The sequence below is a fragment of the Thalassovita mangrovi genome, assembly GCF_009857745.1.
In the GTDB taxonomy this organism is placed as follows: domain Bacteria; phylum Pseudomonadota; class Alphaproteobacteria; order Rhodobacterales; family Rhodobacteraceae; genus Thalassobius; species Thalassobius mangrovi.
This window is the reverse complement of record NZ_WWEN01000004.1, coordinates 138368-164840: the sequence shown is the minus strand read 5'-3', so window position 1 is coordinate 164840 and position 26473 is coordinate 138368. Positions and strand designations below refer to the sequence as shown.

The window sequence follows — 26473 nt, the reverse complement described above, 5'->3', positions numbered from 1 at the left end:
ATTGGAGCTGATCAATGAATGCAGTCATTATGTTTTCCGCCAACCGAATTATCGGCGGAAAGCGTGGGAAAGTAGGCGGGTTCGCTGATCGCCTCAAGGGCGTTGTGACATGTTATATTTTGTCTATTCTTACGGGCCGGGATTTCCTTATCGACTGGGATCACCCTGCGGAAATATCTGACTTCTTCACCCCAAATACGGTGAATTGGAAGTATGGCAAGGAACGTGTTCCGACAGATGCCAACACGCAGGTATTTGACTTTATCGACCCTGCCCTACGGCCAGACCAGGCAGAAAAGCTGGACCTTCTCCTGAAAACGCTTGAAGACAAGACCGAATTCTCAAGGGTTTATGGCCAGAGTGAAATATTGAAGTTCTATGCAAACTTCTTTGACGTCGGTTACTTCACGCATTTTGAAAAGGTATTGAAGCGGGAACTGGAAATCGAAAACTTCTCAAACGAGGACGTTTTTCATGTTTGCTTCAAAAGACTTTTCAAATTTGCGTGCCCTGAAAGCGTAAAAAACGAATTTCAACAATTCCAGGAATTCAGGACCGCGAACAAGAAGGTTGTCGGCATCCAATTTCGCACCGGAGGGAGCGGGAATTGGGAAGACCCCAACCTCGACCAGCCTGAAAATATCCGGCAGGCAGCGCGCGCATTGCGGAAAAAGCATTCGGGGTTCTTCAAGCGGAAACCGGCCATATTCCTCACATCGGACGCCCCGGCGGCCAAAGAAATTTTCAGAGACGAGATCGGAAAGAGTTTCCGGGTGTTTTCATTCAATGAAGTCCCGATCCATTTCGAAAGATCCGAAAGCCCCGCAAGCAGGGAATTCGGCATGGTCGTTCTCGAATTCAACTGCCTCACGCTTTGCGATGACCTGATCGTCGGACACGGCGGGTTTGGCGTAGCGGCCGGATACAGCCAAGGCTTCGAGCCGCAGCGATACTGGGACATTCTCGGGATCGACGCGCCGGAAAACGACCTTTGAACCGTCGGGCGATCTGCCGACCACCCTACCTCCAAAACCAGGCCCTTCTGACGGCGCAAACGATAAGGCCGGCGAGGGATCCCTCGCCGGCCCTTGACTTCAGCGTATTGCCCTGACGATCAGACCTCTGCCAGCGCCCGGTCCAGCGCGCGGCCCAGACGGGCGATGATTTGCTCGATGTCGCCTTCGGTCAGGATCAGCGGCGGGCACAGCGCCACGGTTTCATAGACGTTGCGGCAGATCAGCCCCTCTTCGGCCGCCAGCGCGACCACCCGCGCCGCCATCGACCCGGCAGGTGCGTAGGCTTCCTTGGTGGTCTTGTCCTTGACCAGTTCCAGCCCGGCGATCAGACCGACCCCACGGACTTCGCCCACCAGCGGGTGATCGGCGAATTTACGCAGGCCCTCCTGGAACGGCTTTTCCAGCCGCGCGGCGTTGCCCATCAGGTCCCGTTCCTCGATGATGGCGAGGTTCTCAAGCCCCACGGCGCAGGCCACCGGATGGCCGGAGGCGGTGAAGCCGTGGCCGAAGGTGCCCAGCTTGGCGGTGTGATCGGCGATCGTGTTGTAAACATCGTCCGACACCATGATCGCGGCCAGCGGCATATAGGACGAGGTCAACTGTTTCGAGGTCACCAGGATATCCGGGGTGAAGCCGAATTTTTCGCAGCCGAACGGCGTGCCCAGGCGGCCGAACCCGTTGATCACCTCGTCCGAGACCAGCAGGATGTCGTTCTTGCGGCAGATTTCCGCGACGCCGGGCCAGTAGCCTTCGGGCGGCACCATCACGCCGCCTGCCCCCATCACCGGTTCGCCGATGAAGGCCGCGATGGTGTCGGCGCCTTCCGCCGCGATGGTGTCTTCCAGTTCCTTCAGCAGTCGGGCGGTAAACTCGGCCTCGGTTTCGCCGTCATTGGCGAAGCGCCAGTAATGCGGGGTGGTCAGGTGGGTGACGGGCAGCGCCGGAAGGTCGAAATCTTTGTGGTTCGCAGGCAGACCGGTCAGCGATCCCGACGCGATGGTGATGCCGTGATAGGCCTTGTTGCGGGCCAGGAATTTCTTCTTGCCGTGGCGGCCAAGCGCGTTGTTGAGGAACCAGACCATCTTGATCACGGTGTCGTTCGCCTCGGACCCCGAATTGGTGAAGAACACGCGGTTCAGCCCCTCAGGGGTCATTTCCACCAGCTTCTCGGCCAGGCGGATCGACGGTTCATGCGCCTTGTGGGCGAAGCTGTGATAATAGGGCAGCTTCTTCATCTGCTCATAGGCGACATCGGCCAGGCGGGTTTCGGAAAAGCCCACGGCGACCGACCACAGACCGGCCAGCGCTTCGATATATTCCTTATTGTCGATGTCATAGACGCGGATTCCATCGCCGCGGGTCATGATCATCGGCCCCTTTTCCTCATGCGCGCGCATGTTGGTATAGGGGTGCATCGAATGGGCGATATCCGAGGCGTGAAGGGAATTGGGACGTTCGTTCATAAGAAGCTCCGTAAATCAGGCTGAGGGTTGCGTTGCTTTGTTTCAGTAGTGCGGTGGGCGTGGGGACATTGCGTCAGTCCCGGCCCAGAAAGCCGCCGAGGAAAGAGGCGAGCGAGGTGGTCAGGTCGGGGGACAGATAGCCGCCCTCCTGCACCAGGACGGTGGGATAGCCGGCATCCGCGATCAGTTTCCCGGCGCGGCGGAAGCCGTCGAAGCTGACCTGCATCCCCTGCAGCGGGTCCTTTTCATGCGCGTCCAGCCCGAGGCTGAGCATCAGAGCGCCCGGATTGAAGGCGGCGATCCGGTCCAGCGCGGTTTCGATGGCAGCGATCCAGGCGTCGTCGGTGGTGCTGCGCGGCAGCGGGATGTTGAGGTTGTGGCCCTCGCCCGCTCCGCTGCCGGTTTCATGGGCATAGCCCACGAAGAAGGGATAATAGGTCGACGGGTCGGCATGGATCGACACCGTCAGCACATCGTCGCGGTCATAGAAAATCGCCTGGGTGCCGTTGCCGTGATGAACGTCGATATCCAGCGTCGCGACCCGGTCGAACCCGTCGCGCAGCTTTGCTGCGGCAAGGGCGGAGACATTCATCAGGCAATGCCCGGCGGCGATGTCGGCGCTGGTGTGATGCCCCGGGGGACGGCACAGCGCATAGGCGGCCCGATCCCCGGCCAGCACCGCGTCGGCGGCGGCGATCGCGCAATCGGCGGCGCGGCGGGTCGCCATCCAGCTGTCCCGCCCGATCGGCGCCGTGGTGTCGCCCATATGCCAGCCCGCGCGCCCGACGATGCCGTCGGGATAAGTGGCGGTCTGGCGCTGCGGGAAAACGTTGGGCACCACTTCGGGCCCGGCATTGGGCAGTTTCTGCCATTCCTCCCACGCGGTTTCCAGGAAGGTCAGGAATTGCGGCGTATGCACCGCCTCCAGCGCCGCGCGGGGCGCTTCGGGCGGGCTGGCGACCGGCAGCGAAAGCTGGTCCAGCGCGTCGAGCAGCAAAGACGCGCGCTCCGCCTGTTCGGCGTTGCGCAGGATTTTCCCATGGGTCAGACGAAAGACCGGATCATGGGCTTCGGTTTCCGGGGCGTAAAAACACTTCATTTGCCTTGCTCTTCCTGCAACTGCCTGAAACTGCGGGTCACCACCACCTGCGCATCCGCGATATGATAGCGCAGCGCTTCGACCGCGCGCTCCTCGTCCCCTGCCCTTATGGCGTCGAGCACGGGGACATGGGTTTCGGCGATGCGGTGGGGATCGTCGTAAAGATGGCCGACGACCATGATCGAGAATTCGGTCTCGATGGCGATCTGTTCGAACACCTTGAGGAACTTGGGATTGCCCGACCCTTCGCAAAGCAGCCGGTGGAATTCCATATCCGCACTGACCTGCGTCAGCATGTCGAAGCCTTCCCCGGCGACGCGGTGAAGTTCGTCGATCTGCCGGGCCAGCCGGTCGATCACCTGCGGGTCCTTGTTGCGGATCAGGTGGCGGATGGCGGCGGTTTCGATGACCAGCCGCAGCTCATAAAGGTCGTCCAGTTCGTCCGCGGTGATCTGGCGCACGAAAAAGCCGCGATTGGGCGCATAGGTGACAAGGCCCGAGCTTTCCAGCAGGCGGGCCGCTTCGCGCACGGGGGCGCGGCTGACCCCCAGATCGCGCGCCACCACCGATTCGAGAAGCCGCGCGCCCGGGGCCAACTGCCCCATGACGATGGCCTTGCTGAGCAACCCGGCAATGCGTTCGACCAGCCCTTCACGGTCAAGCGGCGCGAAACCAGAACTCATGTTTTCCTTTTCCATAGGCAGATCCGCATATGAATAACTTTTGACCACGGTAATTGCTGTTTTGCCGATTGTCGACAATTTACTTGACGGCCATGGGGCGACTCACCGTAGCCTGTAGCTGCGAGAACAGGAGAGAGTCACATGCCGGACGGCACTGCACCACATTCGGTCTCCGAGCTTCGACGCGATCTGGCCGCCGCCTACCGGCTGATCGCCCTCGAAGGAATGGATGATGGCATTTACACCCATATTTCCGCCCGCCTTCCCGATGGGCCGGATGGCGAAAAGCGGTTCCTGCTGAACCCCTACGGGCTGCGCTTCGACGAGGTGACGGCGGCCAACCTGGTCACCGTCGACGAAACCGGCGCGGTGATCGACGATCCCTATGGCGCCGGCGTAAACGCGGCGGGGTTCACCATCCATTCGGCGGTGCACATGGCGCGCCATGACGCGGTGTGCGTGCTGCATACCCATACGGTCGCCGGGGTCGCCGTGTCCTCGGTCAAGGAGGGCGTGCTGCCGCTGAACCAGTGGTCGGCGCAATTCTTCGACCGGATCGCTTTCCACGATTACGAGGGCATCGCGCTGAACCTGGACGAACGCGCCCGGATCGTGGCCGATCTGGGCGACCGGTCGGTGATGCTGCTTCGCAATCACGGCACGCTGCTGTTGGGCCGTTCGGTCGCCGAGGCGATCAAGCTGGCGATCAACCTGGAACGGTCGTGCAAGGCGCAGGTCGCTGCATTGAGCATGGGCCTGACCCCGGTCGTGCTGCCCGACGCGGTGGCCGAACATACCGCGCGCCAATACGAAGCAGCCTATGACGCCATGGAAAACGACAACAACCCGGACCCGGAATGGGCGGCGTTGCTGCGACGGCTGGAAACCGCGGCGCCCGATTATCTTGGATAACAGACCAAAAGCATCCGGACCAACCGGAGCACATTTGCCACCTTCAGCAAAAAGACAGGGAAGTCATGCAACATCTTCTTAAAGCGACAACATTTCTAGTAGCGGCCGCGCTGGCAGCGCCCGCCTTTGCACAGGACGATGGCGGCCGGCTCGACATCGTGGTGCAGCCGGAACCGCCGGGGCTGATGCTGGGCCTGGTGCAGAACGGCCCGACCCAGCTGGTCGCGGGCGACATTTTCGAAAGCCTGCTGCGCTACGACACCGACCTGGTGCCCGGCCCCAGTCTGGCGAAAAGCTGGGAAATCTCGGATGACGGGCTGGTCTACACCTTCCACCTGCAGGAAGGCGTGAAATGGCATGACGGCGAACCGTTCAGCGCCGATGACGTGGTGTTCTCGGCCGATGTGTTCCTGCGCGAAACCCATGCCCGCCTGCGCGCCTCGCTGGCCTATGTCGACAAGATCGAAGCGCCCGACGCCAACACGGTGGTGTTCACCCTGAAGGAACCCTTCGGCCCCTTCATCAACGCGTTCGAGACCGGCACCATGCCGATCGTGCCCAAGCATATCTATGAAGGCACCGATTTCGCCAACAACCCGGCCAATGCCACCCCGATCGGCACCGGCCCGTTCAAGTTCGATAAGTGGGAAAAGGGCAGCTATATCCACCTGGTCAAGAACGAAGACTACTATATCGACGGGCTGCCGCATCTGGATGAAGTCTTCTATCGCGTGATCCCCGATGCCGCCGCCCGCGCGGTGGCTTTTGAGACCGGCGAAGTCGATGTCCTGCCCGGCGGGTCGGTCGAAAACTGGGATATCCCGCGGCTGGCGGCGATGGACAATGTCTGCACCACCGGCAAGGGCTGGGAATTCTTCGCGCCGCACGCCTGGATGTGGCTGAACAACCGCGAAGGCCCGACCGCCGACAAGCGTTTCCGCCAGGCCGTCATGTACGCGATGGACCGTGAATTCATGAAGGACGTGGTGTGGAACGGCTATGGCAAGGTCGCCACCAGCCCGGTGTCGTCGCGCACGAATTTCTATTCCGACGACACCACCATGTACAATCACGACCCGGAAAAGGCCAAGGCGCTGCTGGCCGAAATGGGCTATGACGGCACCGAGGTGCGCCTGCTGCCCCTGCCCTATGGCGAAACCTGGCAGCGTTGGGCCGAGGCTGTGCGACAGAACCTGTCCGAGGTCGGCATCAACGTGCAGATCGACAGCACCGACGTGGCGGGCTGGAACGAAAAGACGGCCAACTGGGATTACGACATGGCCTTCACCTACCTGTACCAATACGGGGACCCGGCCCTGGGCGTGTCGCGCAACTATACCGCCGACCGCATCAAGAAGGGCAGCCCGTGGAACAACGTCGAAGGCTACGACAACCCCGAGCTTGACGCCAAGTGGGCGGCGGCCGCAACCATGGTGAAACCCGAGGACCGCGCCAAGATCTATGCCGAGATCCAGAAAGAGATCGTCGACGACGTGCCGGTGGCCTGGATGCAGGAACTGGAATTCCCGACCATCTATCGCTGCAACGTTCAGGACCTCGTGACCACCGGCATCGGCATCAACGACGGCCCGCGCAACGCCTGGATCAAGAAGTAACACCACACAGGAACCGGCCCGCCTGATCCGCGGGCCGGTTCGCCATTCAAGACTTGGAAAGCTGGGGGCGTATGTCGATACTTACCGCCATATTGGGACGCTTGGCCAAAGCCGCACTGACGCTGCTGGCCATTGCGGTTCTGAATTTCTTCCTGCTCCATGCCGCGCCGGGCGATCCGGCGGTGGTGCTGGCCGGCGAAGCCGGGGCCGCGGACGAGCAGATGATCGAACAGTTGCGCGAACGGTTCGGGCTGGATCAGCCCTTCTACGTGCAGCTTGGCAAATATGTCGGGGGCATCGTGCAGCTGGACCTCGGCTATTCCTTCCGCCAGGACGCGCCGGTGTCGCAGCTGATCCTCGACCGGCTGCCCGCCACCCTGCTGCTGACGCTGACCGCCTTCGGCATCTCGCTGGTCTGCGGCATCGCGCTAGGCGTGGCCTCGGCGGCGCGGGTCGGCAAGGCGTCGGATTCGGCGCTGACCACGCTGGCGCTGCTGTTCTACGCCACGCCGCTTTACTGGCTGGCGCTGATGGCAGTGCTGGTGTTTTCGGTCTGGCTGGGCTGGTTGCCGGGGTTCGGCTACGAAACCGTCGGCGCGGGCTATACCGGGATCACCCGGGCGCTGGACATCCTGCAACACCTGATCCTGCCGGCGCTGACGCTGGGGCTGTTCTTCATGGCCGTCTACATGCGGATGACCCGGGCCTCGATGCTCGAGGTCAGCCAGCTTGATTTCGTCAAGACCGCCAAGGCCAAGGGCCTGTCCGGCCCGGCGATCCGGCGCCGCCATATCCTGCGCAACGCGATCCTGCCGGTGGTGACGCTGGCCGGTCTGCAGGCCGGGCAACTGGTCGGCGGTGCGGTGCTGACCGAAACCGTGTTCGCATGGCCCGGCATCGGGCGGCTGATGTTCGAAAGCCTCGCCGCGCGGGACTACAATACAATTCTCGGGGTCTTCCTGGTCTCGGCCGCGATGGTGATCCTGTTCAACATCGTCACCGACATCGTCTACCGGATCGTGGACCCCCGCATCGGAGCGACAGCCTGATATGTGGAAAAGATTCAGAAGCAATATCGGCGCCATGGTCGGCGTGGCGATCCTCCTGGCGGTGATCCTGATCGCGGTCTGCGCGCCGCTGATCTATCCGCACGGGCCCTGGCAAATGGTGCAGCGCCCCTTCCTGCCGCCGATGTCGGTGGACGGGCTGCCGCTGGGCACCGACACGCTGGGCCGCAACGTGGCCGCGCAGCTGGCCTACGGCGCGCAGGTGTCGCTTCTGGTCGGTCTGGTATCGACCATCGTGGCGCTGCTGATCGGGGTGCCGCTGGGCGCAGTGGCGGGGTTCTATGGCAACTGGGTGGACGAAGGCGCGATGCGCTTTACCGAGTTCTTCCAGACCATCCCCAATTTCGCGCTGGCAATCGTGCTGGTGGCGATCTTTGAACCCACCCTGGCCTCGATCACCCTGGCGATCGCCATCGTCAGCTGGCCGCCGGTGGCGCGGCTGGTCCGGGCCGAGGTCATGTCGGTGCGCAAGCGTGAATTCGTCGACGCAGCGACGCTGGCCGGCCTGTCGCGACCGAAGATCCTGATCACCCAGGTGCTGCCCAACACGGTGTCGCCGATCATCGTCATGGCCTCGCTGATGGTGGCCACCGCGATCCTGCTGGAAAGCTCGCTGTCCTTCCTGGGCTTGGGCGATCCCAATGCGATGTCCTGGGGCTACATGATCGGCGCGGCGCGCACGGTGATCCGCACCTCGTGGTGGCTCAGCTTCTTCCCGGGCATCGCCATCGTGCTGACCGTACTGGCGCTGAACCTGATCGGCGAAGGGTTGAACGACGCCCTGAACCCGCATCTCAGCCGGAAGGGACGCGCATGAAAAAGCCTGCTCTGAGTATTGAAAACCTGTCGATCGGCCTGCCGCAAGGCGCCGACCGGGACTTCGCCGTCGAAAACCTGAGCTTCGCCATCGAGAAGGGTGAAATCCTTTGCGTGGTGGGTGAATCCGGGTCGGGCAAGTCGATGACCGCCAATGCGCTGATGGGGCTGCTGCCCCCCGGCGTGGACGTGCGCGGCGGCAAGGCGCGGTTCGAGGGACAAGACGTTCTGGCCTTACCCGAGACGGACAAGCAGGCGATGCGCGGCGAACGCATCGCGATGATCTTCCAGGAACCGATGACGGCGCTGAACCCCTTGATGCGGATCGGCGACCAGATCGCCGAGGTCTTCGCCGCCCACAACCGCCTGACCACGCCCGAGCGGCGCAACCGGGCGCTGGAACTGATCCGCGAGGTCGGCCTGCCCGATCCCGAAAAGATCATCCGCGCCTATCCGTTCCAGCTGTCCGGCGGGCAGCGGCAGCGGGCGATGATCGCGATGGCGCTGGCGCTGGAACCGAAGCTGCTGATCGCGGATGAACCGACGACGGCGCTGGACGTGACGACGCAGGCGCAGATCCTGAAACTGATCCTCAACCTGCGCGAAAAGCACGGCATGGCGGTGATGTTCATCACCCACGATTTCGGCGTGGTGGCGGAAATCGCCGATCAGGTCATCGTCATGCAGGAAGGCAAGATGGTCGAACGCGGACCGGCGCAACAGGTGCTGGTCACCCCCGAACACCCCTATACGCAGCGGCTGCTGGACGCGATCCCGACCGGGAAACTGCCGCAGGCCCGCCCCCTGGGCACCGTGCCCGCGCTGGAAATCAAATCCCTGCGCAAGACCTACCGCACCGGCGGCGGGCTGTTCAAACCCGTGCGCGAAGTCCACGCGATCGACAACGTGTCGCTCAGCGTGGCGCGCGGCGAGGTGCTGGGGCTGGTGGGCGAATCCGGTTCGGGCAAGTCGACGCTGGGCCGAACGGCGGTGCGGCTGGTCACCCCCGACAGCGGCCAGGTCCTGGTCGGCGGGGTGGATATCGCCGCCCTGTCCGAGGAAGAACTGCGCAAGGAACGCCACAAGGTGCAGATGGTGTTCCAGGACCCTTATGCCTCGCTCAATCCGCGGCAGAAGATCATCAGCGCCATCACCGGCGGCCCGATCACCCGCGGCGTGCCCCGCGCCAAGGCCGAGGAACGCGCGCGCGAGTTGCTGGAGGTGGTGGGCTTGGGTGCCGATGCCGCCACCCGCTATCCGCATGAATTTTCCGGCGGGCAACGGCAGCGGATCGGCATCGCCCGGGCTCTGGCGATGGACCCCGAACTGATCGTGGCGGACGAAGCGGTGTCGGCGCTCGACGTGTCGATCCAGGCGCAGGTGCTGGACCTGTTGCGCGACCTGCGCAGCCGGCTGGACCTGTCGATCCTGTTCATCACCCACGACCTTCGGGTCGCGGCGCAGCTTTGCGACCGGATCGCGGTGATGCAGAAGGGCAAGCTGGTGGAAATCGGCACCGTGCACGAGATTTTCCAGTCGCCCAAACAGGCCTATACCCGGCAGCTTCTGGCGGCGGTGCCCGGCGCGGATTGGCAGCGCGAGGAGGCCGCGACCGCATGATCGGGGTGGCCACTTGCGCGCGGCTGGATTTGATGGGCCATTTCGGGCCCCATTTCGCCGAACTGGCGCCGGAACTGGACCTGCGCCCACCCGAGCGGATCGACCGGCCCGAGGAGGTGGAGTTCATGATCACCTTCGAACCGGAAGACGCGGCCTTTGTCCCCTACCCCAACCTGAGGGCGGTGTTTTCCGTGGGCGCCGGGACCGACGCGATCGAACGCTGCCCGTCGCTGCCGCCCGGGTTGCCGGTGCACCGGGTGCAGCTGCCGGATCAGGCGGCGCAGATGGCCGGGTTCTCGGCCTTCCACGTGCTGTGGCATCACCGGCGCATGGCGGAATATGTCCAGGATCAGCAGGCGCAGCTCTGGCAGCGGCGGCTGGGCGGATTTTCCCCGCGGGCGCGGCGCATCGGCATCCTGGGCTATGGCCATATGGGCCGCGGCATCGCGCGCGGGCTGCTGGCGCTGGATTATCCGGTGTCGGCCTATTCCCGGTCGCTGCCCGCCGTGCCCGACGAAGGCGTGACGCATTTCGGCGCCGGTGCGCTGGACGATTTCCTGGCGCAAAGCGATATCCTGATCAACGTGCTACCGCTGACCACCGAAACCAAGGGGCTGATCGGGGCCGATTTCCTGGCGAAACTGCCGGCAGGCGCGGCGCTGATCCATCTGGGGCGCGGCACCCAGGTCGACGAGGCGGCGCTGATCAACGCGCTGGATCGCGGCCATCTGTCCGGCGCATCGCTCGATGTATTCGAAACAGAACCCTTGCCGTCGGGCCACCCGCTGTGGTCCCATCCGAAAGTGCTGATCACCCCGCATGTGGCCAGCGTCCCCGAACCGGCCGACGTGGTGCGGTCCATCCGTCAGCAAGTGCAAGGCCTTCGGGCCGCGTGATCCAAGAAAGAGCCTGCAACCATGCCCACCGATCCCAATTCCCTGTCCGCCCGTGAACTGGCCCAGCAAATCCGCGAAGGCCGGTTGAGCGCCCAGCAAGTCACCCGCGACGTGCTGGACCGGGTGGCGCGCCATAACGGCCCGATCAACGCCATCGTGCAGGATTGCGGCGACGACGCGATGGAAGAGGCCGCCGCGCTGGACAAGAAGATCGCGGCGGGCGAAAGCACCGGCGCGATGGCCGGGGTGCCGGTGACGATCAAGGTGATTTCGGATCAGGCCGGCCATCCAAGCACCAACGGCACCACGCTGGCCAAGGATCTGATCGCCACGCAGGACGCCCCGTTCCTGGCCAACATGCGCAGCGAAGGCGCGATCGTGATCGGGCGCACCAACACGCCCGCCTTTTCCTATCGCTGGTTCACCTCGAACAAGATGCACGGCACCACCTTGAACCCGCATAATGCGGCGCTGACGCCGGGCGGGTCCTCGGGCGGGGCCGGTGCGGCGGTGGCCAGCGGCTTCGGCCATATCGGCCACGGCACCGATATCGCCGGGTCGGTGCGCTACCCGGCCTATGCCTGCGGCGTGCAGGGGCTGCGCCCCACCTCGGGGCGGATTCCGATGTTCAACAAATCCAGCGGCGATCGCGGCATCGGCCCGCAGATCATGGCGGTGTCCGGCCCGCTGGCGCGCCGGGTCGACGACCTGCGGCTGGCGCTGGAATGCATGTCCGGCTATCACCCCGACGACCCGTGGAGCGCCCCGGTGCCGCTGGTCGGGCCGTCCTATGTGCGCCGCGTCGCGCTGATCCCCAATCCCGGCGGGATCAAGACCGACCCGCGCATCTTGGCCGATCTGGACCGCGCGGCGGACATGTTCCGCAAAGCGGGCTGGAGCGTGGAAACGCCAACAGAGGTGCCGGAAATCCGCGAAGCGGTGGAGCTGCAGATCGACCTCTGGCTGTCGGACGGCCACGCCGACAAGATGGCCACCGCCAAGGCCGAGGATGATCCCGGGGCGCTGGCGCTGCTGACCCATTATGCCGACCGGGCGGCGGCGATGGATGCGGATATGTTCGGCAAGCTGTTCATCCGGCGCTCGGCCCTCGTGCGGGCCTGGCGGCGTTTCCTGATCGACTACCCGGTGGTGCTGATGCCGGTGTCGGCGGAACTGCCGTTCAGGAAGGACGAAGACCTGGAAGGCCCCGAAACGCTGACCCGGCTGTGGGAATCGCAGTTGCCGCAAATCGCCATCCCGCTGCTGGGCCTGCCCGCGATTTCGGTCAGCAGCGGGGTGCAGGACGGCATCCCCAGCGGTGTGCAGATCGTCGCCGCGCCCTGGCGCGAAGACATCTGCCTCGACGCCGCCGAATTGCTGGAGGCCGGTTTCGGCTTCCCGCAGATGCCGGTCTAGGATCGAATACCGGCGTCAGACAGCCGCCCATATTCGGCCCGGGGAGCTTCCCGCGACCGGTGCGACCGTCGGGACGGTCCAACGCCGCGCGCGGAATGACAGCCGTTTCGAGACATTGCGCCTTGCCCGTGCATCGCATCGTGTTCGACGCATGGCCGGCAGTCCGTCCCTCATATGCCCTCGGTGGCTTCCCGGAAACGCGCCTGCCCCAGGCGCCTTGCCGTTTCGATTGCTACGCGCAAATCGCTTCCGGTTGCCAGGCTTGCGGCTATGGCGCTCGCAAGATGGCATCCGGTTCCGCGCAGCTCGATCGGGAAACGCGGTCCTGTAAAGGGGGTGATCTGGCCGCTTTGGGTATACAGGCGGTCTTCGCATATCCGCCGCGTTCCGGAATGGCCGCCTTTCACCAGAACCGCTTCGCAGCCTTGCCCCATCAGCGCCGCGACACACGAAGGTTCATCCGCGCCATCGGGCAGGCCGAGCCCTTTCGCCAAGATGCGCAGTTCGGGATGATTGGGCGTCAACAGCGCGGTGCGCTTGAGCAGCCGCGACAACAGGCGTCTCACCCCCGCTGCGTCAAGAAGCGCGTGGCCCGAACTGGAGGCAAGCACGGGATCGAGGACAAGCGGCGCGTCCGGCAGGTTTTCGGTAACCGCATCGACGACCTGCGCGGTGCAAAGCATCCCAATCTTGACCGCGCCGACCTGCCCGGCCGCCTTGATCTGCGCGGCCACGTCGGCGGGCGGCACCGGATGCACGCTGGTCACGCTCTGGTCGGTCTGGGCGGTCACGGCGGTCACCGCGACGCGCGGCGTGGCGGCCATCGCCGTTGCCGTGGCGCAATCGCGCAAGATTCCCGCGCCGCCGCTGGAATCGATGCCGCCGATGAGCAGGACGGAGACGCTCACCGGCCGTCCCCCACGATTGCAACGCGGTCATGCCCGCTTGCGCTCAGCCACTTGGCCGCGCGCCAGGCCCGCAATCCCGTGTTGCAGACGAACACGACCCGCTGATCCGGATCGGGCGACACTTCCGCACCGTTGTCAGAGCGCAGATCGACCACGAGGTCGGCCGCGGAAAGTTCCGCGCCGGATATCACCTCGGGGGTCGCCCGCGCGGGCTCCGGCGCCCCGTCGAACCGAAAGCCCGACAGGTGCCAGCTCGCCAGATCGAGGTTCAGGATCTGCCCCAGCGGCGACGGATCGTGGCCCAGCAGCACCGACAGCGCCATTTGCGCCTGCAGCGCGCCAAGCGTCGCGACCGCCGGCCCCATGACCCCGCCCGTGGCGCAGTTTTGCATCTGCCCGGGCAAATCAGGAAACACCGCGCGCAGGCTTGGCGCGCCGCCACAAAAGCCGCCCGCATAGCCGCGCCGCGCCAGAACGGACGCGCTGATCAGCGGCGTTCCGGTCGCAAGGCAGAGGTCGGACAAGGCATAGCTCACCGCGAAATTGTCGGCCGAGTCGATCACGATATCGACTTGCGGGATTTCGCTGCGCGCCGTCAGCGGGTCGAGCCGGGAAACGACCGTCGAAACATGGCAATCGGGGTTCAGCCCCCGCAGGGTTTCGGCCGTCACCAGAGCCTTGGGACGACCGATATCGTCCATCCGGAACAGGGTCTGGCGGTGCAGATTGCTTTCCTCGACCCGGTCGGGATCGTAGAGCCGGATCAGCCCGATCCCCGCGCCTGCGAGAAGCGGCAGCAGGCTGGCCCCCAGCCCGCCCGCGCCTGCGACCAGAACGCGGCCGGCGGCAAGCCGTGCCTGCCCGACCTCGCCCACTTCCGGCAGGCATGTCTGCCGCGCGTACCGGGTCATCGCAGGTATCCCCGCGTGGCCGCGATCCAGTCGCGGCAGCGCGCCTCGGGATCCTCGGCTTGCTGGATGTCGGTCACCACCGCGGCGCTGTCGGCCCCAGCGGCAAAGACACCTGGCAGGCGATCGACCGTCAGCCCGCCGATGCCGACCAGCGGCGTGTCACCCGCCGCCTTCTTCCACGCCCGCACCCGGTCGAGCCCCTGCGGCCCCCATTTCATCTGCTTCAGCAGCGTCGGGTAAACCGGGCCGAGCGCGACATAGGCCGGGTCATGCGACAGGGCGCGGTCAAGTTCCGCCTCGTCATGGGTCGAAAGCCCGAACCGCACGCCCGCGCGGCGCAAAGCGGCAAAGTCGGCTGTCTCCATGTCTTCCTGCCCCAGATGCACGAAGCCACAACGCAGATCGAGGGCGATTTGCCAATAATCGTTCACCACCAGCTGTGTTCGATGCACGGCGCAGAAATCGCGGGCCCGGGCGATCTGGCGGCGGATTTCGTCTTCGGGCTGGTCCTTGATCCGCAGCTGGACCAGCCTGACCCCATGCGGCACCAGAAGCTCGATCCGGCTGACATGACCGACGATCAGGTAAAAGGGATCGAGCGTTCTCATGCCAGGTCCGCCATGCCGAAGATCGGGGTCGATGCCACCGCCATGTCGCGCCGGGGCATCAACCCCGCGTCATGCGCCGCACGCCCCGCCGCGACCGCCTGGCCGAAGGCGCGCGCCATCGCGACGGGATCGAGCGCCTTGGCGACGGCGGTGTTGAGCAGCACCGCGTCGAACCCCATTTCCATCGCCGCCATCGCCTGGCTTGGCGCGCCGATCCCGGCGTCGACGACGAGCGGGATATCGGGGAAATGCGCCCGCATGGTCTTCAGCGCCTCCCTATGGCGCAACCCCTGCCCCGACCCGATCGGCGCGCCCCAGGGCATCAACACCTGGCAGCCCGCCTCGATCAGCTTTTCACCGACGATCAGGTCTTCGGTGGTGTAGGGAAACACCTCGAACCCGTCGGCGGCGAGGATGCGCGCGGCTTCGACCAGCGCGAAGGGATCGGGTTGCAGCGTGTCGGCATGGCCGATCACCTCAAGCTTGATCCAGCTGGTGCCGAAGAGTTCGCGCGCCATCTGCGCCGTGGTCACCGCCTCTTGCACCGTATGGCAACCGGCGGTGTTGGGCAGAATGCGGCAACCGCTTTGCTTCAGGATGTCGCGGAAGGCGTCGCCCCCCGCGCCCTCGCGGCGCAGGCTGACGGTGATCACCTCCGCCCCCGAGGCCGCGATCGCGTCGCGAAGCACCTGCGGCGAGGGATATTGCGCGGTGCCCAGCATCAGGCGGCTTTGAAGATCGATGCCATAGAACATCGCTCAGCCCCCCTGCATCGGCGACAGGACTTCGACCTTCGCGCTGTCGTGCAACTCGACCGTCCCGCGGGTAGCAAGAGGTACGAACTGGCCATCCATCGCGGTCGCGACCGAGGCCGCGTCGAAACCTTGCTCTTCGATCAGGGCCGCAAGGGTCGCCGCGGCGGTTTCCACCGTGGCCCCGTTGAGTTCAATGCGCATTGGCAGTCTCCTTAGTCATCATCCGCACCAGCTCCCCGGCGATCACCGGGGCCATCAGGAAACCGTGTCGATACATGCCGTTCACATGAATCCGTTCGCCGTCGCGGCGCAGGACGGGAATGTTGTCGGGAAAGGACGGGCGCAAACCGGCGCCCGTGGCGATAAGCTCGGCCTCGGCAAAGCCGGGATGCACGGTGTAGGCCGCCGACAAAAGCTCCATCACCGCGCGGGCGGTGACCGGGCCGGACCGTGCGGTTTCCACCATGGTCGCACCGATCATGTAACGCCCCTGCCCGCGCGGAACGATGTAGCAGGGAAAGCGCGGATGGATCAGACGTACCGGGCGGGTAAGCGTGACCTCGGGCGCGTTGACCTCGAGCATCTCGCCGCGCACCGCGCGCAGGTCCTGCAAGCGGTCCCGGGCGGCAAGCCCCCGGCAATCGACGATCCGCCCCTTGGGCGCGCCACCGTGAAACCGCACGCCACGCGCTTCCAGCCGCCGCCGCAGGTTAGCCATGGCCGCCACCGGGTCCATATGCGCCTCGGAGGCAAAGAACAGCCCGCGCGCGAACCGCCCCGACAGGTCGGGTTCCAGATCGTCGGGCCGGACCCAGGCATGCGACCGGGTCGCGCGGGCGAACCGGTCCAGCTCCGCCCCATCGCGCGGCGGTGCGATGACCAATGTGCCACGCAGTTCGACATTCGCCACGTGTTCCGCCCACCATGCGATTGCCGCCTGCCCCCGCTCCACGATCAGGTCCGGGGCGCTTTCGCCCTCGCAAAACGGCGCCAACATCCCGCCGGCCAGCAGTGATGCGGGCGGCGGGGCACCGTCGGGCGCGATCACCTCGACTTCGAACCCCACCTCCGACAGGGCGGTGGCAGCGCACAGCCCCGCCACGCCCGCGCCCAGAACGGAAATCATTCCGCCGCGTCCCCTGCGGGCAGGTAAAGTTCCCCGCCTTCACGGAACTTCGCCGCCATTTCATCCATCCCCTGCTGCTTTGCCGCCTCGGCGCGGATGTCGTGGGAAATCCGCATGGAACAGAATTTCGGCCCGCACATGGAACAGAAATGCGCCACCTTGTGGGCCTCTTTCGGCATCGTTTCGTCGTGCATTTCGCGCGCCGTGTCGGGATCGAGGCCAAGGTTGAACTGGTCTTCCCAGCGGAACTCGAACCGCGCGCGCGACAGCGCGTCGTCGCGGCGCTGCGCCCCCGGATGACCCTTGGCCAGATCGGCGGCATGGGCGGCGAGCTTGTAGGTGATCACACCCGTCTTCACGTCGTCGCGGTCGGGCAGGCCAAGATGTTCCTTGGGCGTCACGTAGCACAGCATCGCGGTGCCAAACCAACCGATCATCGCCGCGCCGATGGCGCTGGTGATATGGTCGTAGCCCGGCGCGATATCGGTGGTCAGCGGTCCAAGCGTGTAGAACGGCGCCTCGTGGCAGTGTTCCAGCTGCTTGTCCATGTTGGCCTTGATCTTGTGCATCGGCACGTGGCCCGGGCCTTCGATCATCACCTGGCAATCCTTGGCCCATGCGATATTGGTCAGTTCGCCCAGCGTTTCCAACTCGGCGAATTGCGCTTCGTCATTGGCATCGGCGATCGACCCGGGGCGCAACCCGTCGCCCAGCGAAAACGACACGTCGTAACGGCGGCAGATGTCGCAGATTTCGTCGAAATGTTCATAGAGGAAGCTTTCGCGATGATGATGCAGGCACCACTTGGCCATGATCGACCCGCCGCGCGACACGATGCCGGTGACGCGCCTAGCGGTCATCGGGATCATGTGCAGCCGCACGCCGGCGTGGATGGTGAAGTAATCCACCCCCTGTTCGGCCTGTTCGATCAGCGTGTCGCGGAAGATGTCCCAGCTCAGGTCCTCGGCGATGCCGCCGACCTTTTCCAGCGCCTGGTACAGCGGCACGGTGCCGATCGGCACCGGCGCGTTGCGGATGATCCAGTCGCGGATGTTGTGGATGTTGCGGCCCGTCGACAGGTCCATCACCGTGTCGGCGCCCCAGCGGATCGCCCAGACCATTTTCTCGACCTCTTCCTCCATTGAGGAGGTGACCGCCGAATTGCCGATATTGGCGTTGATCTTCACCTTGAAATTGCGGCCGATGATCATCGGTTCCAATTCGCGGTGGTTGATGTTGGCCGGGATGATCGCACGACCCGCCGCGATTTCGTCGCGCACGAATTCCGGCGTCACCAGATCGGGCAATTCGGCGCCGAAGCCTTCGCCGTCGCGGCTGTATGCCGCTTTGCGGCCCTCGTTTTCGCGGATCGCGACGAATTCCATTTCCGGCGTCACGATGCCCGCCCTGGCATAGGCAAGCTGCGTCACCGCGCGGTCGCCGGTCGCGCGCAGCGGCAGGCGTTTTTCCGGGAAAGCGGGCGTCAGGCGGTCGCCGGTGGCAAACCCGTTATCCGCCCCGGTCACTTCGCGGCCCTCGTATTCCTCGACCTCGCCGCGCGACTGCAGCCAGCCGCCGCGCACCTCCGGCAGGCCCTTGGCGATATCGATCGCCACGGCCGGATCGGTATAGGGGCCGGAACTGTCATAGACGGTCAGCGGGTCTTCCCCGGAAACGGCAATCTCGCGCATCGGCACACGGATTTCGTGCTGATCGCCGGCCGCATATACCTTGCGCGACGCGGGCAAGCCGCCCGTGGAAATGGTGGGAATGGTGTCTTTCATTTTGGTCTCCTCACACGATGAGACCCAAGTGAAACAGGGTGCAGAAAAGGGGCCACAGGCCCCGTACGCGCAGACATGCGCAATGGGCCATAGCGGCCCGAAAGGACCGCCCCTCTGGTCAAGGATACGGAATTGCCCTTCGGTCTTCCTACGCCAGCGTCAACTGGGTCAGGTTCTAAGGGTCGCGTCACCGGGCCTGTTTCAAACAGGCCCCGTCAGCCTCTCAGTCCCCTTGGCGGGACCCCCCTGACTGGTCGGGACTATGGAAATGCGCGTTGGAGGAGTCAACCGCTGAAATAATGCACATCTTCAAAGGTACCGCTCCGCAGCAGACCTTCAGAAAAATTGCAGCGAACGTCTGCTTCCCGCCCGGAAATGAATCTGCGGCCGAAGCGACCGGCCAGAGGTAGGCAGCCCGATTTAGGGCTGGAAGCGGCCAAACCCAGCAGGTTTCACCAACAGCGGGATATGACCGTTTGCATAAGAAAGCCGATAGGTCGAACAGGCGCTCACCGATACCGCCCTTTATTCCAGCACCTCATCCCCGCCGCGGGCGGCTGCGCGTTTGTCGGCGGGGCGTTCGGCCGGTTTGCCGGAAAGGCCGCTCAAAGCGGCCCATTCAAATCGAACAAAATTGGATTATGGCGGAGGAGGTGTCCGACACATATTTCGCATAAGTATTTGTTTATTAGATTTAATTTTTCACATCTTAAAATTCCTACCACATATAACACCACACAATGCAGTTAAATCCTGGCTTTCTTCACCATACGCCTACATAAATCGACTTTCGGTACTCCCATAGCAGCCGCCGGACTTGGTTGCTGCGAACGACAACTCCAAGCCCTAAGTCGATGTTGTTTTATTCTCCTGGCGTGAGAGCCACTATGGACACCTTAAGTGCTTGAGAGCATTTCTGATATTGAGGCCATCAAAGGAAGATTTTCAGTCATGAATAGTAGTTGATCACGCGACTTGAGTGTTCACTGTGCCACTTCGGCGTAGCGACCACATCTTGCGCGGGCCAAGTCGCCAATATCAATGCGCCGCCAGTCACCGAATGGGCATGCAATGTGTCGACAAGGGCATCGAGCCTGCAGCGCAACAGCTTTTGCCCCGGTTTTTCGACATCCACGCCCACCTGCAATTGCGTCCCTACGGGCATCTCCCGAGCAAGAAGCGCCTCCACGATCCGTGGCGCCTGCCCCACCGCCATGTAAAACGCCGTCGTGGTTCCCGGCCCGGCGTGTCGCACACAATCGGGCATCGGATTGTCGGCACATCCCGTCCCGGTGGTCAAAATCAGCGTATCGGAAACGCCGCGCTCGGTCAGGCTCCGCCCCATCTTCGCAGCCGCCGCGCAAGCGGAGGTCACACCGGGCACAATCTCGACCTTTACACCGACCTCACCCGCCGCCCGCAGTTCCTCCCCTGCACGGCCGAACACACCGGGATCCCCCGACTTCAGTCGCACGACCTTCTTGCCCTTCAGCGCCTCGGCAACGATCAACGCGTTGATCCGGTCTTGCGGCCAAGCATGCGCTCCGACGGTTTTGCCGACGAAAACCCGCTCGGCATCGCGGCGCGCCAGTTCCAGAACCTCCGCTTCGACCAACCGGTCGTAGAAGATCACATCGGCTTCCTGCAGGCGCTGGACCGCCCGTAGGGTCAGCAGATCGCGCGCGCCCGGCCCCGCGCCGACCAGCGTCACCTGCCCCCGCCCATCGTCTTCGGGCGCGCCACCTGCGGCGATGGCCGCCTTGATCGCGGCGGCGGCGGCGTGTTCGGCGCCCCGCATCCATTCCGTGCGCGGCGCCCCCTTGAAGACCCAGGCCCAGAAGGCGCGTCGCTTTTCCGGGGCGACGTTGCGGGCCACTGCCGGGCGCAACCGACCAGCCAGAGCGGCCAACCCGCCAAGCGTCGGCGGAAGCATGGTCTCCAACCTGGTCTTGATGTCCCGGGTCAGCACCGGGGCAGTGCCTTCGCTACCGATCGCGACCACGATGGGGTCGCGATCCACGATAGCCGGGGTGGTTATATCGCAAAGATCGGGCCGGTCCACCACATTAACCGGGCAGCGCGCCTCCTTGGCCAAGGCGTGGGCCTCAGTGTCGCGTTCCACGTCGCCGGTAGCGATGAAGGCCATCGCCGCGTCATCGAACCGGGCCTTGTACAGGTCGCGGACCTGAACCGCGCGGCCTGCCGCCACGATACCTGTCAATTCCTCGTCCAGAGTGTCAGCCACCAGCACGATCGTGGCATCGGTCTTTAACAGCAGTCGCGCTTTCTGCGCCGCCTGTTCCCCACCGCCGACGATAACAACGCGGCGGCCGGTGGTCCGGAAGAACATCGGAAAGCTTTTCATGACAAGGTCCCTTCGCTCATTATCACTCGGCTGCTTCACGCTGCCGAACCGCCTCCAGAAGCGCCGCAATTTCCGGCCGGCAGGATCCGCAATTGGTCCCAGCCTGCAGCGCTTCCCCGACCGCTTCGACGCTCATTAATCCCTGTGTTTCAATGGCCTGCACAATGGTATTCACCCCAACACCAAAGCACGAACACAGCACCGGGCCTGGATCAGGCCGATCCGCCGGGGGGCGCGCCCCCAGGATATCGGGAGTATTCGTTCCCGGCAGGGTGGCGAGGTAATCGCGCATCACGGCGACCGGCTCTCGGGCGATGAACAGCGCGGCTTGGACCTCGCCATCACGAGTCAGAGCGACCCGGGCGGTTCCTCGGGCGGCATCGATGATCGAGGCAACCTCCGCCCCTTCATCATCGAAAATGCGCCGCGCTTCCTCTTCCCAGTCGCCGACCTGGGTCATTCCTGCCAGTTCGGCACGAAATCCCGTCCGCGTAGGCGCAAGCGCCCAATAGGACGCGTCGAGACGCATCGGGTTGCGCGACACCGCAAATCCGTACCAAGCGGCAGCGAACCGTTTGACCGCGACCACGCTTGCCTTGCTTTCGGGCTGCCCCGAAACAGGATCGGTGACCGGCGCCACCACCGCGTCGATCCGCGCCGAGGGCGCGGTTTCGCCCGTCCAGTGCATCGGTGCGAACACCTGCCCCCTTTGAACCGCATCGGTGATCCGCGCGCGCAGGATGGCACGGCCCTGAGGGCTTTCCAGAGAAATCAGATCAGCCGCTTTGACAGAAAGGTCCCGCGCATCCTCGGGGTGAATTTCAAGAAAGGGTTCGGCCAGATGCGCCGACAAGCGCGGGCTTAGCCCGGTACGGGTCATCGTGTGCCACTGATCGCGTACCCGCCCGGTATTGAGACGGAACGGATAGCGCGGCGTGCGCTTCGCGGCGGGGGGGCGGTAGCGCACCGGAAGAATGCGCGCCTTGCCATCGGGGTGAAAGAACTGCCCGTCTCCGAAGAACCGGCCACCTTTGCGCGCAGCCGTCACCGGCCAACGAGTAGGTTGCAGGTCGCGATACCCCGTATCCGGCAGCCCTGACAGGCCGGAAATGTCGAAATCCCGCCCGAACCGTCCGGCGATGCCAGACAATGCCGCGTATTCGCGAAAAATCTCCGCCGGATTTTCATAACTGAAAGCATCATTCCACCCCATGCGCCGTCCGACTTCGGCCAGGATATCCCAATCGGGCCGGGCCATACCGGGGGCGGTCAGTACGGTACGCTGGCGGCTGATGGTGCGGTCGGAATTGGTGACGGTGCCGTCCTTTTCGGCCCAGGCGGCGGCGGGCAGCAAAACATCGGCCAGCCGCGCGGTATCAGTTGCGCCGGTGATGTCGCTCACCACGGTGAAGTCGCAGCCCGCGATCGCGGCGCGAACCGCGTCGGCATCCGGCATCGATACGGCAGGATTGGTGTGGATGATCCACAGCGCCTTGATCTGCCCCTCGCCCACGGCGCGGAACATATCCACCGCCTTCAAACCCGGCGCGTCGGGCACCTTTGGCGCGGACCAGAAATCCCGTACCGCAGCGCGGTGATCGGCATTTTCCAGATCGAGATGACAGGCCAGCATATTGGCCAGCCCGCCCACTTCGCGCCCGCCCATCGCGTTGGGCTGGCCCGTGACGGAAAACGGCCCACAGCCCGGTGTGCCGATCCGCCCGGTCGCGAGGTGACAGTTGAGGATCGCGTTCACCTTGTCGGCGCCGGAACTGGATTGGTTCACGCCCTGACTGTAGATCGTCACGACCTTTTCGGTGCCGATCCACATGCGGCAGAACTCGGTGACCTCAACCTCGCTCAATCCGGTGACGTTGACATCGTCTTGATGAGCTTCCTCAAGAGCGTCTGACAATCCTATGACTTTACTTGTGAATTCCTTGTCTGTCGCCCCAGATTTTTCAATCTCGGCCAGCAACCGATTGAACAGCGCAACGTCAGTGCCGGGTTTCAGCGCCAGATGCATATCCGCCCTATCGCAGCTGGCAGTGCGGCGCGGGTCGATCACGATCAGCTTGGTTCCGCGTTCCTTACGTGCCTGCAGAATGCGCTGATAAAGCACCGGGTGACACCAGGCGAGGTTCGAACCGGTCAGCACGATCAGATCGGCCTGTTCCAGGTCCTCATAGGTCCCCGGTACAGTATCAGTGCCGAAGGCGCGCTTGTGCCCGGCCACCGAAGACGCCATGCAAAGGCGGGAATTGGTATCGATATTCGCCGACCCGATGAAACCTTTCATCAGCTTGTTGGCGACGTAGTAATCCTCGGTCAGCAACTGCCCGGAAACGTAGAAGGCCACGCTGTCAGGGCCATGGCGCTGCACCGTGTCACGGAAACGATCCGCGACCAATTGCAAGGCCGTGTCCCAATCCGTATCCCGACCGTCGACGCGAGGGGCAAGCAGCCGCCCTTCCCTCCCCACCGTTTCGCCAAGCGCCGATCCTTTCGAACACAGACGCCCGAAATTGGCCGGATGATCGGGATCGCCCCGTACTTCGATCCCGCCATGTCCATCCGGGCGCATCAACACCCCGCAGCCGACGCCGCAATACGGACAGGTCGACCGCGTCACCGGCAATCCGCTACCGTCCATCACGCGGCATCCCGTTTACCGATGGCGGCCCCGTCCAGCAGGACACGGCCGGCTTCAATGCGCACCGGATAGGTCGCGATGCGGGCGTCTTCGCCCTGCGCTTCACCGGTATTGAGGTCGAACACCCAGTTGTGCAGTGGGCAGGTCACCTTCTGTCCATGCACGATACCGTCCGCCAGCGGCCCGCCCTTGTGCGGGCAACTATTGGAGGCTGCGAAAACCTCGGCCGGGCCCGTCCGAAAGAGCGCAATACAGCCAAGCGGCGTTTTCACCACGCGGGCACCGCGTTCGGGGATGTCGTTGACGTCCGCAATATCGATCCAACTCATTCCGCAGCCTCCAGCGTAAGATCGGCAAGTGGGGCATAATCCTGCGCCTTGTCGCGCGCATGTTCGGCCCACGGGTCCTTGCGAAAGATGGATTGGCTCAACTCGAACGCATCGATCAGCCGCTGCCGTTCGGCCGGGTCCATGACCCGTTCGCGCACCCAGTCGAGCCCGACCTTCGCCAGCCACTTGTAGGGCCGGTCGAGATACTTGGCGTTTTCCCGATAGAGCTGGACAAAGGCGATGGTGACCGCGATCGCCTCTTCCTCGGTGGGAACGTCGACCAGCCGTTGAGTTTCCTTCAGGTCCATGCCAGCCGCGCCGCCGACGCCGACCTGGTAGCCGCTGTCGACACAGACGATGCCAACATCCTTGCAGGTCGCCTCGGCGCAGTTGCGGGGACAGCCGGACACCGCCAGTTTGACCTTGTGCGGGGTCCACGACCCCCAAAGCGCCTTTTCCAGCTTGATGCCCAGCCCGGTGGAATCCTGGGTGCCGAAGCGGCAATGATCGCTGCCGACGCAGGTTTTCACCGTCCGCAGCCCCTTGGAATAGGCATGTCCCGAAACCAGCCCGGCGCGGTTCAGATCGGCCCAGATATAGGGCAGGTCTTCACCCCGGATGCCCAGCAGGTCGATGCGCTGACCACCGGTAACCTTGACGGTCTTGGCGCTGTATTTGTCCGCCGCGTCCGCGATGGCGCGCAATTCGTCGGCGGTGGTGATCCCGCCCCACATGCGCGGCACGACGCTGAAGGTGCCGTCTTTCTGGATATTGGCGTGCTTGCGTTCGTTGACGAAGCGGCTTTGCGGATCGTCGCGATATTCCAGCGGCCAATCGGCCAGCAGGTAGAAATTGATCGCCGGGCGGCAGACATGGCAGCCGTTGGGCGTGTTCCAGCCCAGTTCCTGCCAGACCGCGGCTTGCGATTTCAACTCCTTGGTCTTGATCAGCCGCCGCACGTCTTCGTGGGAAAGATCGGTACAGCCGCAAACCGGCTGTGCTGTCGGCATCTGGAAATCGTCGCCCAGCGTGACCTGCAGCAACTGTTCCACCAGCCCGGTACAGGTCCCGCAGGACGCGCTGGCCTTGGTCGTCGCCCGTACGGCACCCAGATCGGTGGCCCCGCCTTCGATGGCCTGAACAATGGTGCCCTTGCAAATGCCGTTACAGCCACAAATCTCCGCCTCAGGCGGCAAGGCTGCAACGGCTGACAGAGGGTCCGCGGCGGCACCTCCCTGATAGGCCGGGCCGAAGATCAGCGTATCGCGCATTTCCTCGATATCGGTGCCGTCCTTGATCAGCCCGAAGAACCAGTTGCCGTCGGCGGTATCGCCGTACATCACTGCGCCGACCAACCGGTCGCCTTCGATCACCAGCCGCTTGTAGATGCCGCGCGCCGGGTCGCGGAACACGATATCCTCACGCCCCTCGCCCGCGGCGAAATCACCGGCGCTGAACAGATCGCATCCGGTGACCTTGAGCTTGGTCGCCGTGTCCTTCACGACGAAGGCATCCGGTTCGTCCAGCAAGGTCTTCGCCACGATCTTGGCCTGATCATAGAGCGGCGCGACAAGCCCGAAAAGCTGACCGTCATATTCGATGCATTCGCCCACCGCGACGATATCGGGATCGGAGGTCCGCATCTGCGCATCGACCTCGATCCCGCGTGCAACGGTCAGGCCCGCATCTGTGGCCAAACGGGTTTCGGGACGGATGCCCACCGCCATCACCACCAGATCGGCGGGCAACGTGCCGCCGTCTTCCAGCAGCACGGCCTCGGCCCGACCCTCGCCGAGGATCGCCTTGGTGCTGGCCTGCGTCCTGACAGTGATGCCGCGTTTTTCCAAATCCTTGCGCAGCAGGTATCCGGCGGCTTCGTCCAGCTGACGTTCCATCAAGTGACCCATCAAATGCACCACGGTGACGTTCATTCCGCGTTCAGCCAGACCGGCTGCGGCTTCCAGCCCCAGCAAACCACCCCCGATCACCACCGCGTTGCCGCCCTTCGCGGCGGCGTCGATCATCGCGTTAGTATCATCGAGGTCGCGATAGCTGATCACCCCGGGCAGGTCCTTGCCCGGAACCGGAATAATGAACGGCGCCGAGCCGGTCGCGATCAGCAGCTTGTCATAGGAGACCGCGCCATTCCGGCCTTCGACCAGCTTGTTTTCGCGGTCGATCCGGGTGACATGTTCACCGAAACGGCAGGTCACGCCGCGTTCCGCGTACCAGTCATCATCATGGGTGACGATGTCCTCATAGGTCTTTTCGCCCGACAGAACCGGGGACAGCATGATGCGGTTGTAATTGCCGCGGTCTTCGGCGTTGAAAAGGGTGATATCAAAAGCGTCGGGCTGTGTTTCTATCAGGTGCTCCAGCACCCGGCCGGAGGCCATTCCGGCCCCGATGACGACAAGTTTCTGTTTCATG

22 protein-coding genes and 1 riboswitch are annotated in these 26473 nt (G+C 64.0%); of the genes, 8 read left to right on the top strand and 14 right to left on the bottom strand.

The window, feature by feature from the left end:
* Nucleotides 1–14 precede the first annotated feature (14 nt).
* Nucleotides 15–995, top strand: a complete 981-nt coding sequence (locus GR167_RS11030) for an O-fucosyltransferase family protein (protein WP_160973546.1) — start codon at nt 15–17, stop codon at nt 993–995.
* Nucleotides 996–1114: 119 nt separating this feature from the next.
* Here GR167_RS11030 and GR167_RS11025 read toward each other — a convergent pair whose 3' ends face one another.
* The 3 genes from GR167_RS11025 to GR167_RS11015 all read right to left on the bottom strand — a co-directional run bounded on the left by GR167_RS11025 (nt 1115) and on the right by GR167_RS11015 (nt 4261).
* Complete coding sequence (locus GR167_RS11025; RefSeq protein WP_160973545.1) at nt 1115–2479, bottom strand: aspartate aminotransferase family protein; 1365 nt, start codon at nt 2477–2479, stop codon at nt 1115–1117.
* 73 nt (nt 2480–2552) lie between these two features.
* Complete coding sequence (locus tag GR167_RS11020; protein WP_160973544.1) at nt 2553–3578, bottom strand: histone deacetylase family protein; 1026 nt, start codon at nt 3576–3578, stop codon at nt 2553–2555.
* Nucleotides 3575–4261: a GntR family transcriptional regulator gene (locus tag GR167_RS11015; protein WP_235915924.1), complete on the bottom strand. Its 687-nt coding sequence runs from the start codon at nt 4259–4261 to the stop codon at nt 3575–3577. Before GR167_RS11015 ends, GR167_RS11020 begins: the two co-directional genes overlap by 4 nt.
* 141 nt (nt 4262–4402) lie before the next feature.
* Between GR167_RS11015 and GR167_RS11010 the strand changes: the two genes are divergently transcribed.
* The 7 genes from GR167_RS11010 (at nt 4403) to GR167_RS10980 (ending at nt 12604) form a co-directional block, all read left to right on the top strand.
* Nucleotides 4403–5173: a class II aldolase/adducin family protein gene (locus tag GR167_RS11010; RefSeq protein WP_160973542.1), complete on the top strand. Its 771-nt coding sequence runs from the start codon at nt 4403–4405 to the stop codon at nt 5171–5173.
* A gap of 65 nt (nt 5174–5238) precedes the next feature.
* A complete protein-coding gene (locus tag GR167_RS11005) occupies nt 5239–6789 on the top strand; it encodes an ABC transporter substrate-binding protein (RefSeq protein WP_160973541.1) in 1551 nt (516 codons plus the stop codon).
* 71 nt (nt 6790–6860) lie between these two features.
* A complete protein-coding gene (locus tag GR167_RS11000) occupies nt 6861–7838 on the top strand; it encodes an ABC transporter permease (RefSeq protein ID WP_160973540.1) in 978 nt (325 codons plus the stop codon).
* Nucleotide 7839: 1 nt separating this feature from the next.
* Complete coding sequence (locus tag GR167_RS10995) at nt 7840–8673, top strand: ABC transporter permease (RefSeq protein WP_160973539.1); 834 nt, start codon at nt 7840–7842, stop codon at nt 8671–8673.
* On the top strand, nt 8670–10292 hold the full coding sequence (locus GR167_RS10990; RefSeq protein ID WP_160973538.1) for an ABC transporter ATP-binding protein: 1623 nt from the start codon (nt 8670–8672) through the stop codon (nt 10290–10292). The genes GR167_RS10995 and GR167_RS10990 overlap by 4 nt, the downstream gene beginning before the upstream one ends.
* Nucleotides 10289–11188: a 2-hydroxyacid dehydrogenase gene (locus GR167_RS10985; RefSeq protein ID WP_160973537.1), complete on the top strand. Its 900-nt coding sequence runs from the start codon at nt 10289–10291 to the stop codon at nt 11186–11188. The genes GR167_RS10990 and GR167_RS10985 overlap by 4 nt, the downstream gene beginning before the upstream one ends.
* 21 nt (nt 11189–11209) lie before the next feature.
* Nucleotides 11210–12604 (top strand): amidase family protein, encoded by a 1395-nt coding sequence (locus GR167_RS10980; protein WP_160973536.1) that lies wholly within the window; start codon nt 11210–11212, stop codon nt 12602–12604.
* 170 nt (nt 12605–12774) lie between these two features.
* Here GR167_RS10980 and thiD read toward each other — a convergent pair whose 3' ends face one another.
* From thiD to nirB, 11 genes are all read right to left on the bottom strand, one after another.
* Nucleotides 12775–13512 carry a bifunctional hydroxymethylpyrimidine kinase/phosphomethylpyrimidine kinase gene (thiD, locus tag GR167_RS10975; protein WP_160973535.1) on the bottom strand — a complete coding sequence of 246 codons (738 nt, stop codon included), beginning with the start codon at nt 13510–13512 and terminating at the stop codon, nt 12775–12777.
* Entirely contained in the window at nt 13509–14423 is a 915-nt protein-coding gene (locus tag GR167_RS10970; RefSeq protein ID WP_160973534.1) for a HesA/MoeB/ThiF family protein, read from the bottom strand. The genes thiD and GR167_RS10970 overlap by 4 nt, the downstream gene beginning before the upstream one ends.
* The gene (locus GR167_RS10965; RefSeq protein WP_160973533.1) at nt 14420–15031 is read right to left on the bottom strand and encodes a thiamine phosphate synthase; all 612 of its coding nucleotides are present in this window, start codon (nt 15029–15031) and stop codon (nt 14420–14422) included. Before GR167_RS10965 ends, GR167_RS10970 begins: the two co-directional genes overlap by 4 nt.
* On the bottom strand, nt 15028–15786 hold the full coding sequence (locus GR167_RS10960) for a thiazole synthase (RefSeq protein WP_160973532.1): 759 nt from the start codon (nt 15784–15786) through the stop codon (nt 15028–15030). The genes GR167_RS10965 and GR167_RS10960 overlap by 4 nt, the downstream gene beginning before the upstream one ends.
* 3 nt (nt 15787–15789) lie before the next feature.
* On the bottom strand, nt 15790–15987 hold the full coding sequence (gene thiS / locus GR167_RS10955) for a sulfur carrier protein ThiS (RefSeq protein ID WP_160973531.1): 198 nt from the start codon (nt 15985–15987) through the stop codon (nt 15790–15792).
* The gene (locus tag GR167_RS10950; RefSeq protein WP_160973530.1) at nt 15977–16912 is read right to left on the bottom strand and encodes an FAD-dependent oxidoreductase; all 936 of its coding nucleotides are present in this window, start codon (nt 16910–16912) and stop codon (nt 15977–15979) included. Before GR167_RS10950 ends, thiS begins: the two co-directional genes overlap by 11 nt.
* Nucleotides 16909–18696 carry a phosphomethylpyrimidine synthase ThiC gene (gene thiC, locus GR167_RS10945; RefSeq protein ID WP_160973529.1) on the bottom strand — a complete coding sequence of 596 codons (1788 nt, stop codon included), beginning with the start codon at nt 18694–18696 and terminating at the stop codon, nt 16909–16911. The genes GR167_RS10950 and thiC overlap by 4 nt, the downstream gene beginning before the upstream one ends.
* A 128-nt stretch (nt 18697–18824) precedes the next feature.
* Nucleotides 18825–18954: riboswitch (TPP riboswitch) on the bottom strand.
* A gap of 691 nt (nt 18955–19645) precedes the next feature.
* Complete coding sequence (gene cysG / locus GR167_RS10940) at nt 19646–21061, bottom strand: siroheme synthase CysG (protein ID WP_160973528.1); 1416 nt, start codon at nt 21059–21061, stop codon at nt 19646–19648.
* A gap of 22 nt (nt 21062–21083) precedes the next feature.
* Nucleotides 21084–23714 carry a nitrate reductase gene (locus GR167_RS10935; RefSeq protein WP_160973825.1) on the bottom strand — a complete coding sequence of 877 codons (2631 nt, stop codon included), beginning with the start codon at nt 23712–23714 and terminating at the stop codon, nt 21084–21086.
* Entirely contained in the window at nt 23714–24043 is a 330-nt protein-coding gene (gene nirD / locus GR167_RS10930; RefSeq protein ID WP_160973527.1) for a nitrite reductase small subunit NirD, read from the bottom strand. The genes GR167_RS10935 and nirD overlap by 1 nt, the downstream gene beginning before the upstream one ends.
* A complete protein-coding gene (gene nirB / locus GR167_RS10925; protein ID WP_160973526.1) occupies nt 24040–26472 on the bottom strand; it encodes a nitrite reductase large subunit NirB in 2433 nt (810 codons plus the stop codon). Before nirB ends, nirD begins: the two co-directional genes overlap by 4 nt.
* Nucleotide 26473: the final 1 nt, after the last annotated feature.

Excerpts from the sequence above, each read along its gene's own strand:
- GR167_RS11025 (WP_160973545.1), bottom strand. The coding sequence starts at position 2,479 with ATGAACGAACGTCCCAATTCCCTTCACGCCTCGGATATCGCCCATTCG.
- GR167_RS10960 (WP_160973532.1), bottom strand. The coding sequence starts at position 15,786 with ATGTTCTATGGCATCGATCTTCAAAGCCGCCTGATGCTGGGCACCGCG.
- GR167_RS11000 (WP_160973540.1), top strand. The coding sequence starts at position 6,861 with ATGTCGATACTTACCGCCATATTGGGACGCTTGGCCAAAGCCGCACTG.
- GR167_RS11010 (WP_160973542.1), top strand. The coding sequence starts at position 4,403 with ATGCCGGACGGCACTGCACCACATTCGGTCTCCGAGCTTCGACGCGAT.
- GR167_RS10995 (WP_160973539.1), top strand. The coding sequence starts at position 7,840 with ATGTGGAAAAGATTCAGAAGCAATATCGGCGCCATGGTCGGCGTGGCG.
- GR167_RS11030 (WP_160973546.1), top strand. The coding sequence starts at position 15 with ATGAATGCAGTCATTATGTTTTCCGCCAACCGAATTATCGGCGGAAAG.
- GR167_RS10990 (WP_160973538.1), top strand. The coding sequence starts at position 8,670 with ATGAAAAAGCCTGCTCTGAGTATTGAAAACCTGTCGATCGGCCTGCCG.
- GR167_RS11005 (WP_160973541.1), top strand. The coding sequence starts at position 5,239 with ATGCAACATCTTCTTAAAGCGACAACATTTCTAGTAGCGGCCGCGCTG.
- thiC (WP_160973529.1), bottom strand. The coding sequence starts at position 18,696 with ATGAAAGACACCATTCCCACCATTTCCACGGGCGGCTTGCCCGCGTCG.
- thiS (WP_160973531.1), bottom strand. The coding sequence starts at position 15,987 with ATGCGCATTGAACTCAACGGGGCCACGGTGGAAACCGCCGCGGCGACC.
- GR167_RS10985 (WP_160973537.1), top strand. The coding sequence starts at position 10,289 with ATGATCGGGGTGGCCACTTGCGCGCGGCTGGATTTGATGGGCCATTTC.
- GR167_RS10965 (WP_160973533.1), bottom strand. The coding sequence starts at position 15,031 with ATGAGAACGCTCGATCCCTTTTACCTGATCGTCGGTCATGTCAGCCGG.
- GR167_RS10935 (WP_160973825.1), bottom strand. The coding sequence starts at position 23,714 with ATGGACGGTAGCGGATTGCCGGTGACGCGGTCGACCTGTCCGTATTGC.
- GR167_RS10950 (WP_160973530.1), bottom strand. The coding sequence starts at position 16,912 with ATGATTTCCGTTCTGGGCGCGGGCGTGGCGGGGCTGTGCGCTGCCACC.
- GR167_RS11015 (WP_235915924.1), bottom strand. The coding sequence starts at position 4,261 with ATGAGTTCTGGTTTCGCGCCGCTTGACCGTGAAGGGCTGGTCGAACGC.
- GR167_RS11020 (WP_160973544.1), bottom strand. The coding sequence starts at position 3,578 with ATGAAGTGTTTTTACGCCCCGGAAACCGAAGCCCATGATCCGGTCTTT.
- nirB (WP_160973526.1), bottom strand. The coding sequence starts at position 26,472 with ATGAAACAGAAACTTGTCGTCATCGGGGCCGGAATGGCCTCCGGCCGG.
- cysG (WP_160973528.1), bottom strand. The coding sequence starts at position 21,061 with ATGAAAAGCTTTCCGATGTTCTTCCGGACCACCGGCCGCCGCGTTGTT.
- nirD (WP_160973527.1), bottom strand. The coding sequence starts at position 24,043 with ATGAGTTGGATCGATATTGCGGACGTCAACGACATCCCCGAACGCGGT.
- GR167_RS10970 (WP_160973534.1), bottom strand. The coding sequence starts at position 14,423 with ATGACCCGGTACGCGCGGCAGACATGCCTGCCGGAAGTGGGCGAGGTC.
- GR167_RS10980 (WP_160973536.1), top strand. The coding sequence starts at position 11,210 with ATGCCCACCGATCCCAATTCCCTGTCCGCCCGTGAACTGGCCCAGCAA.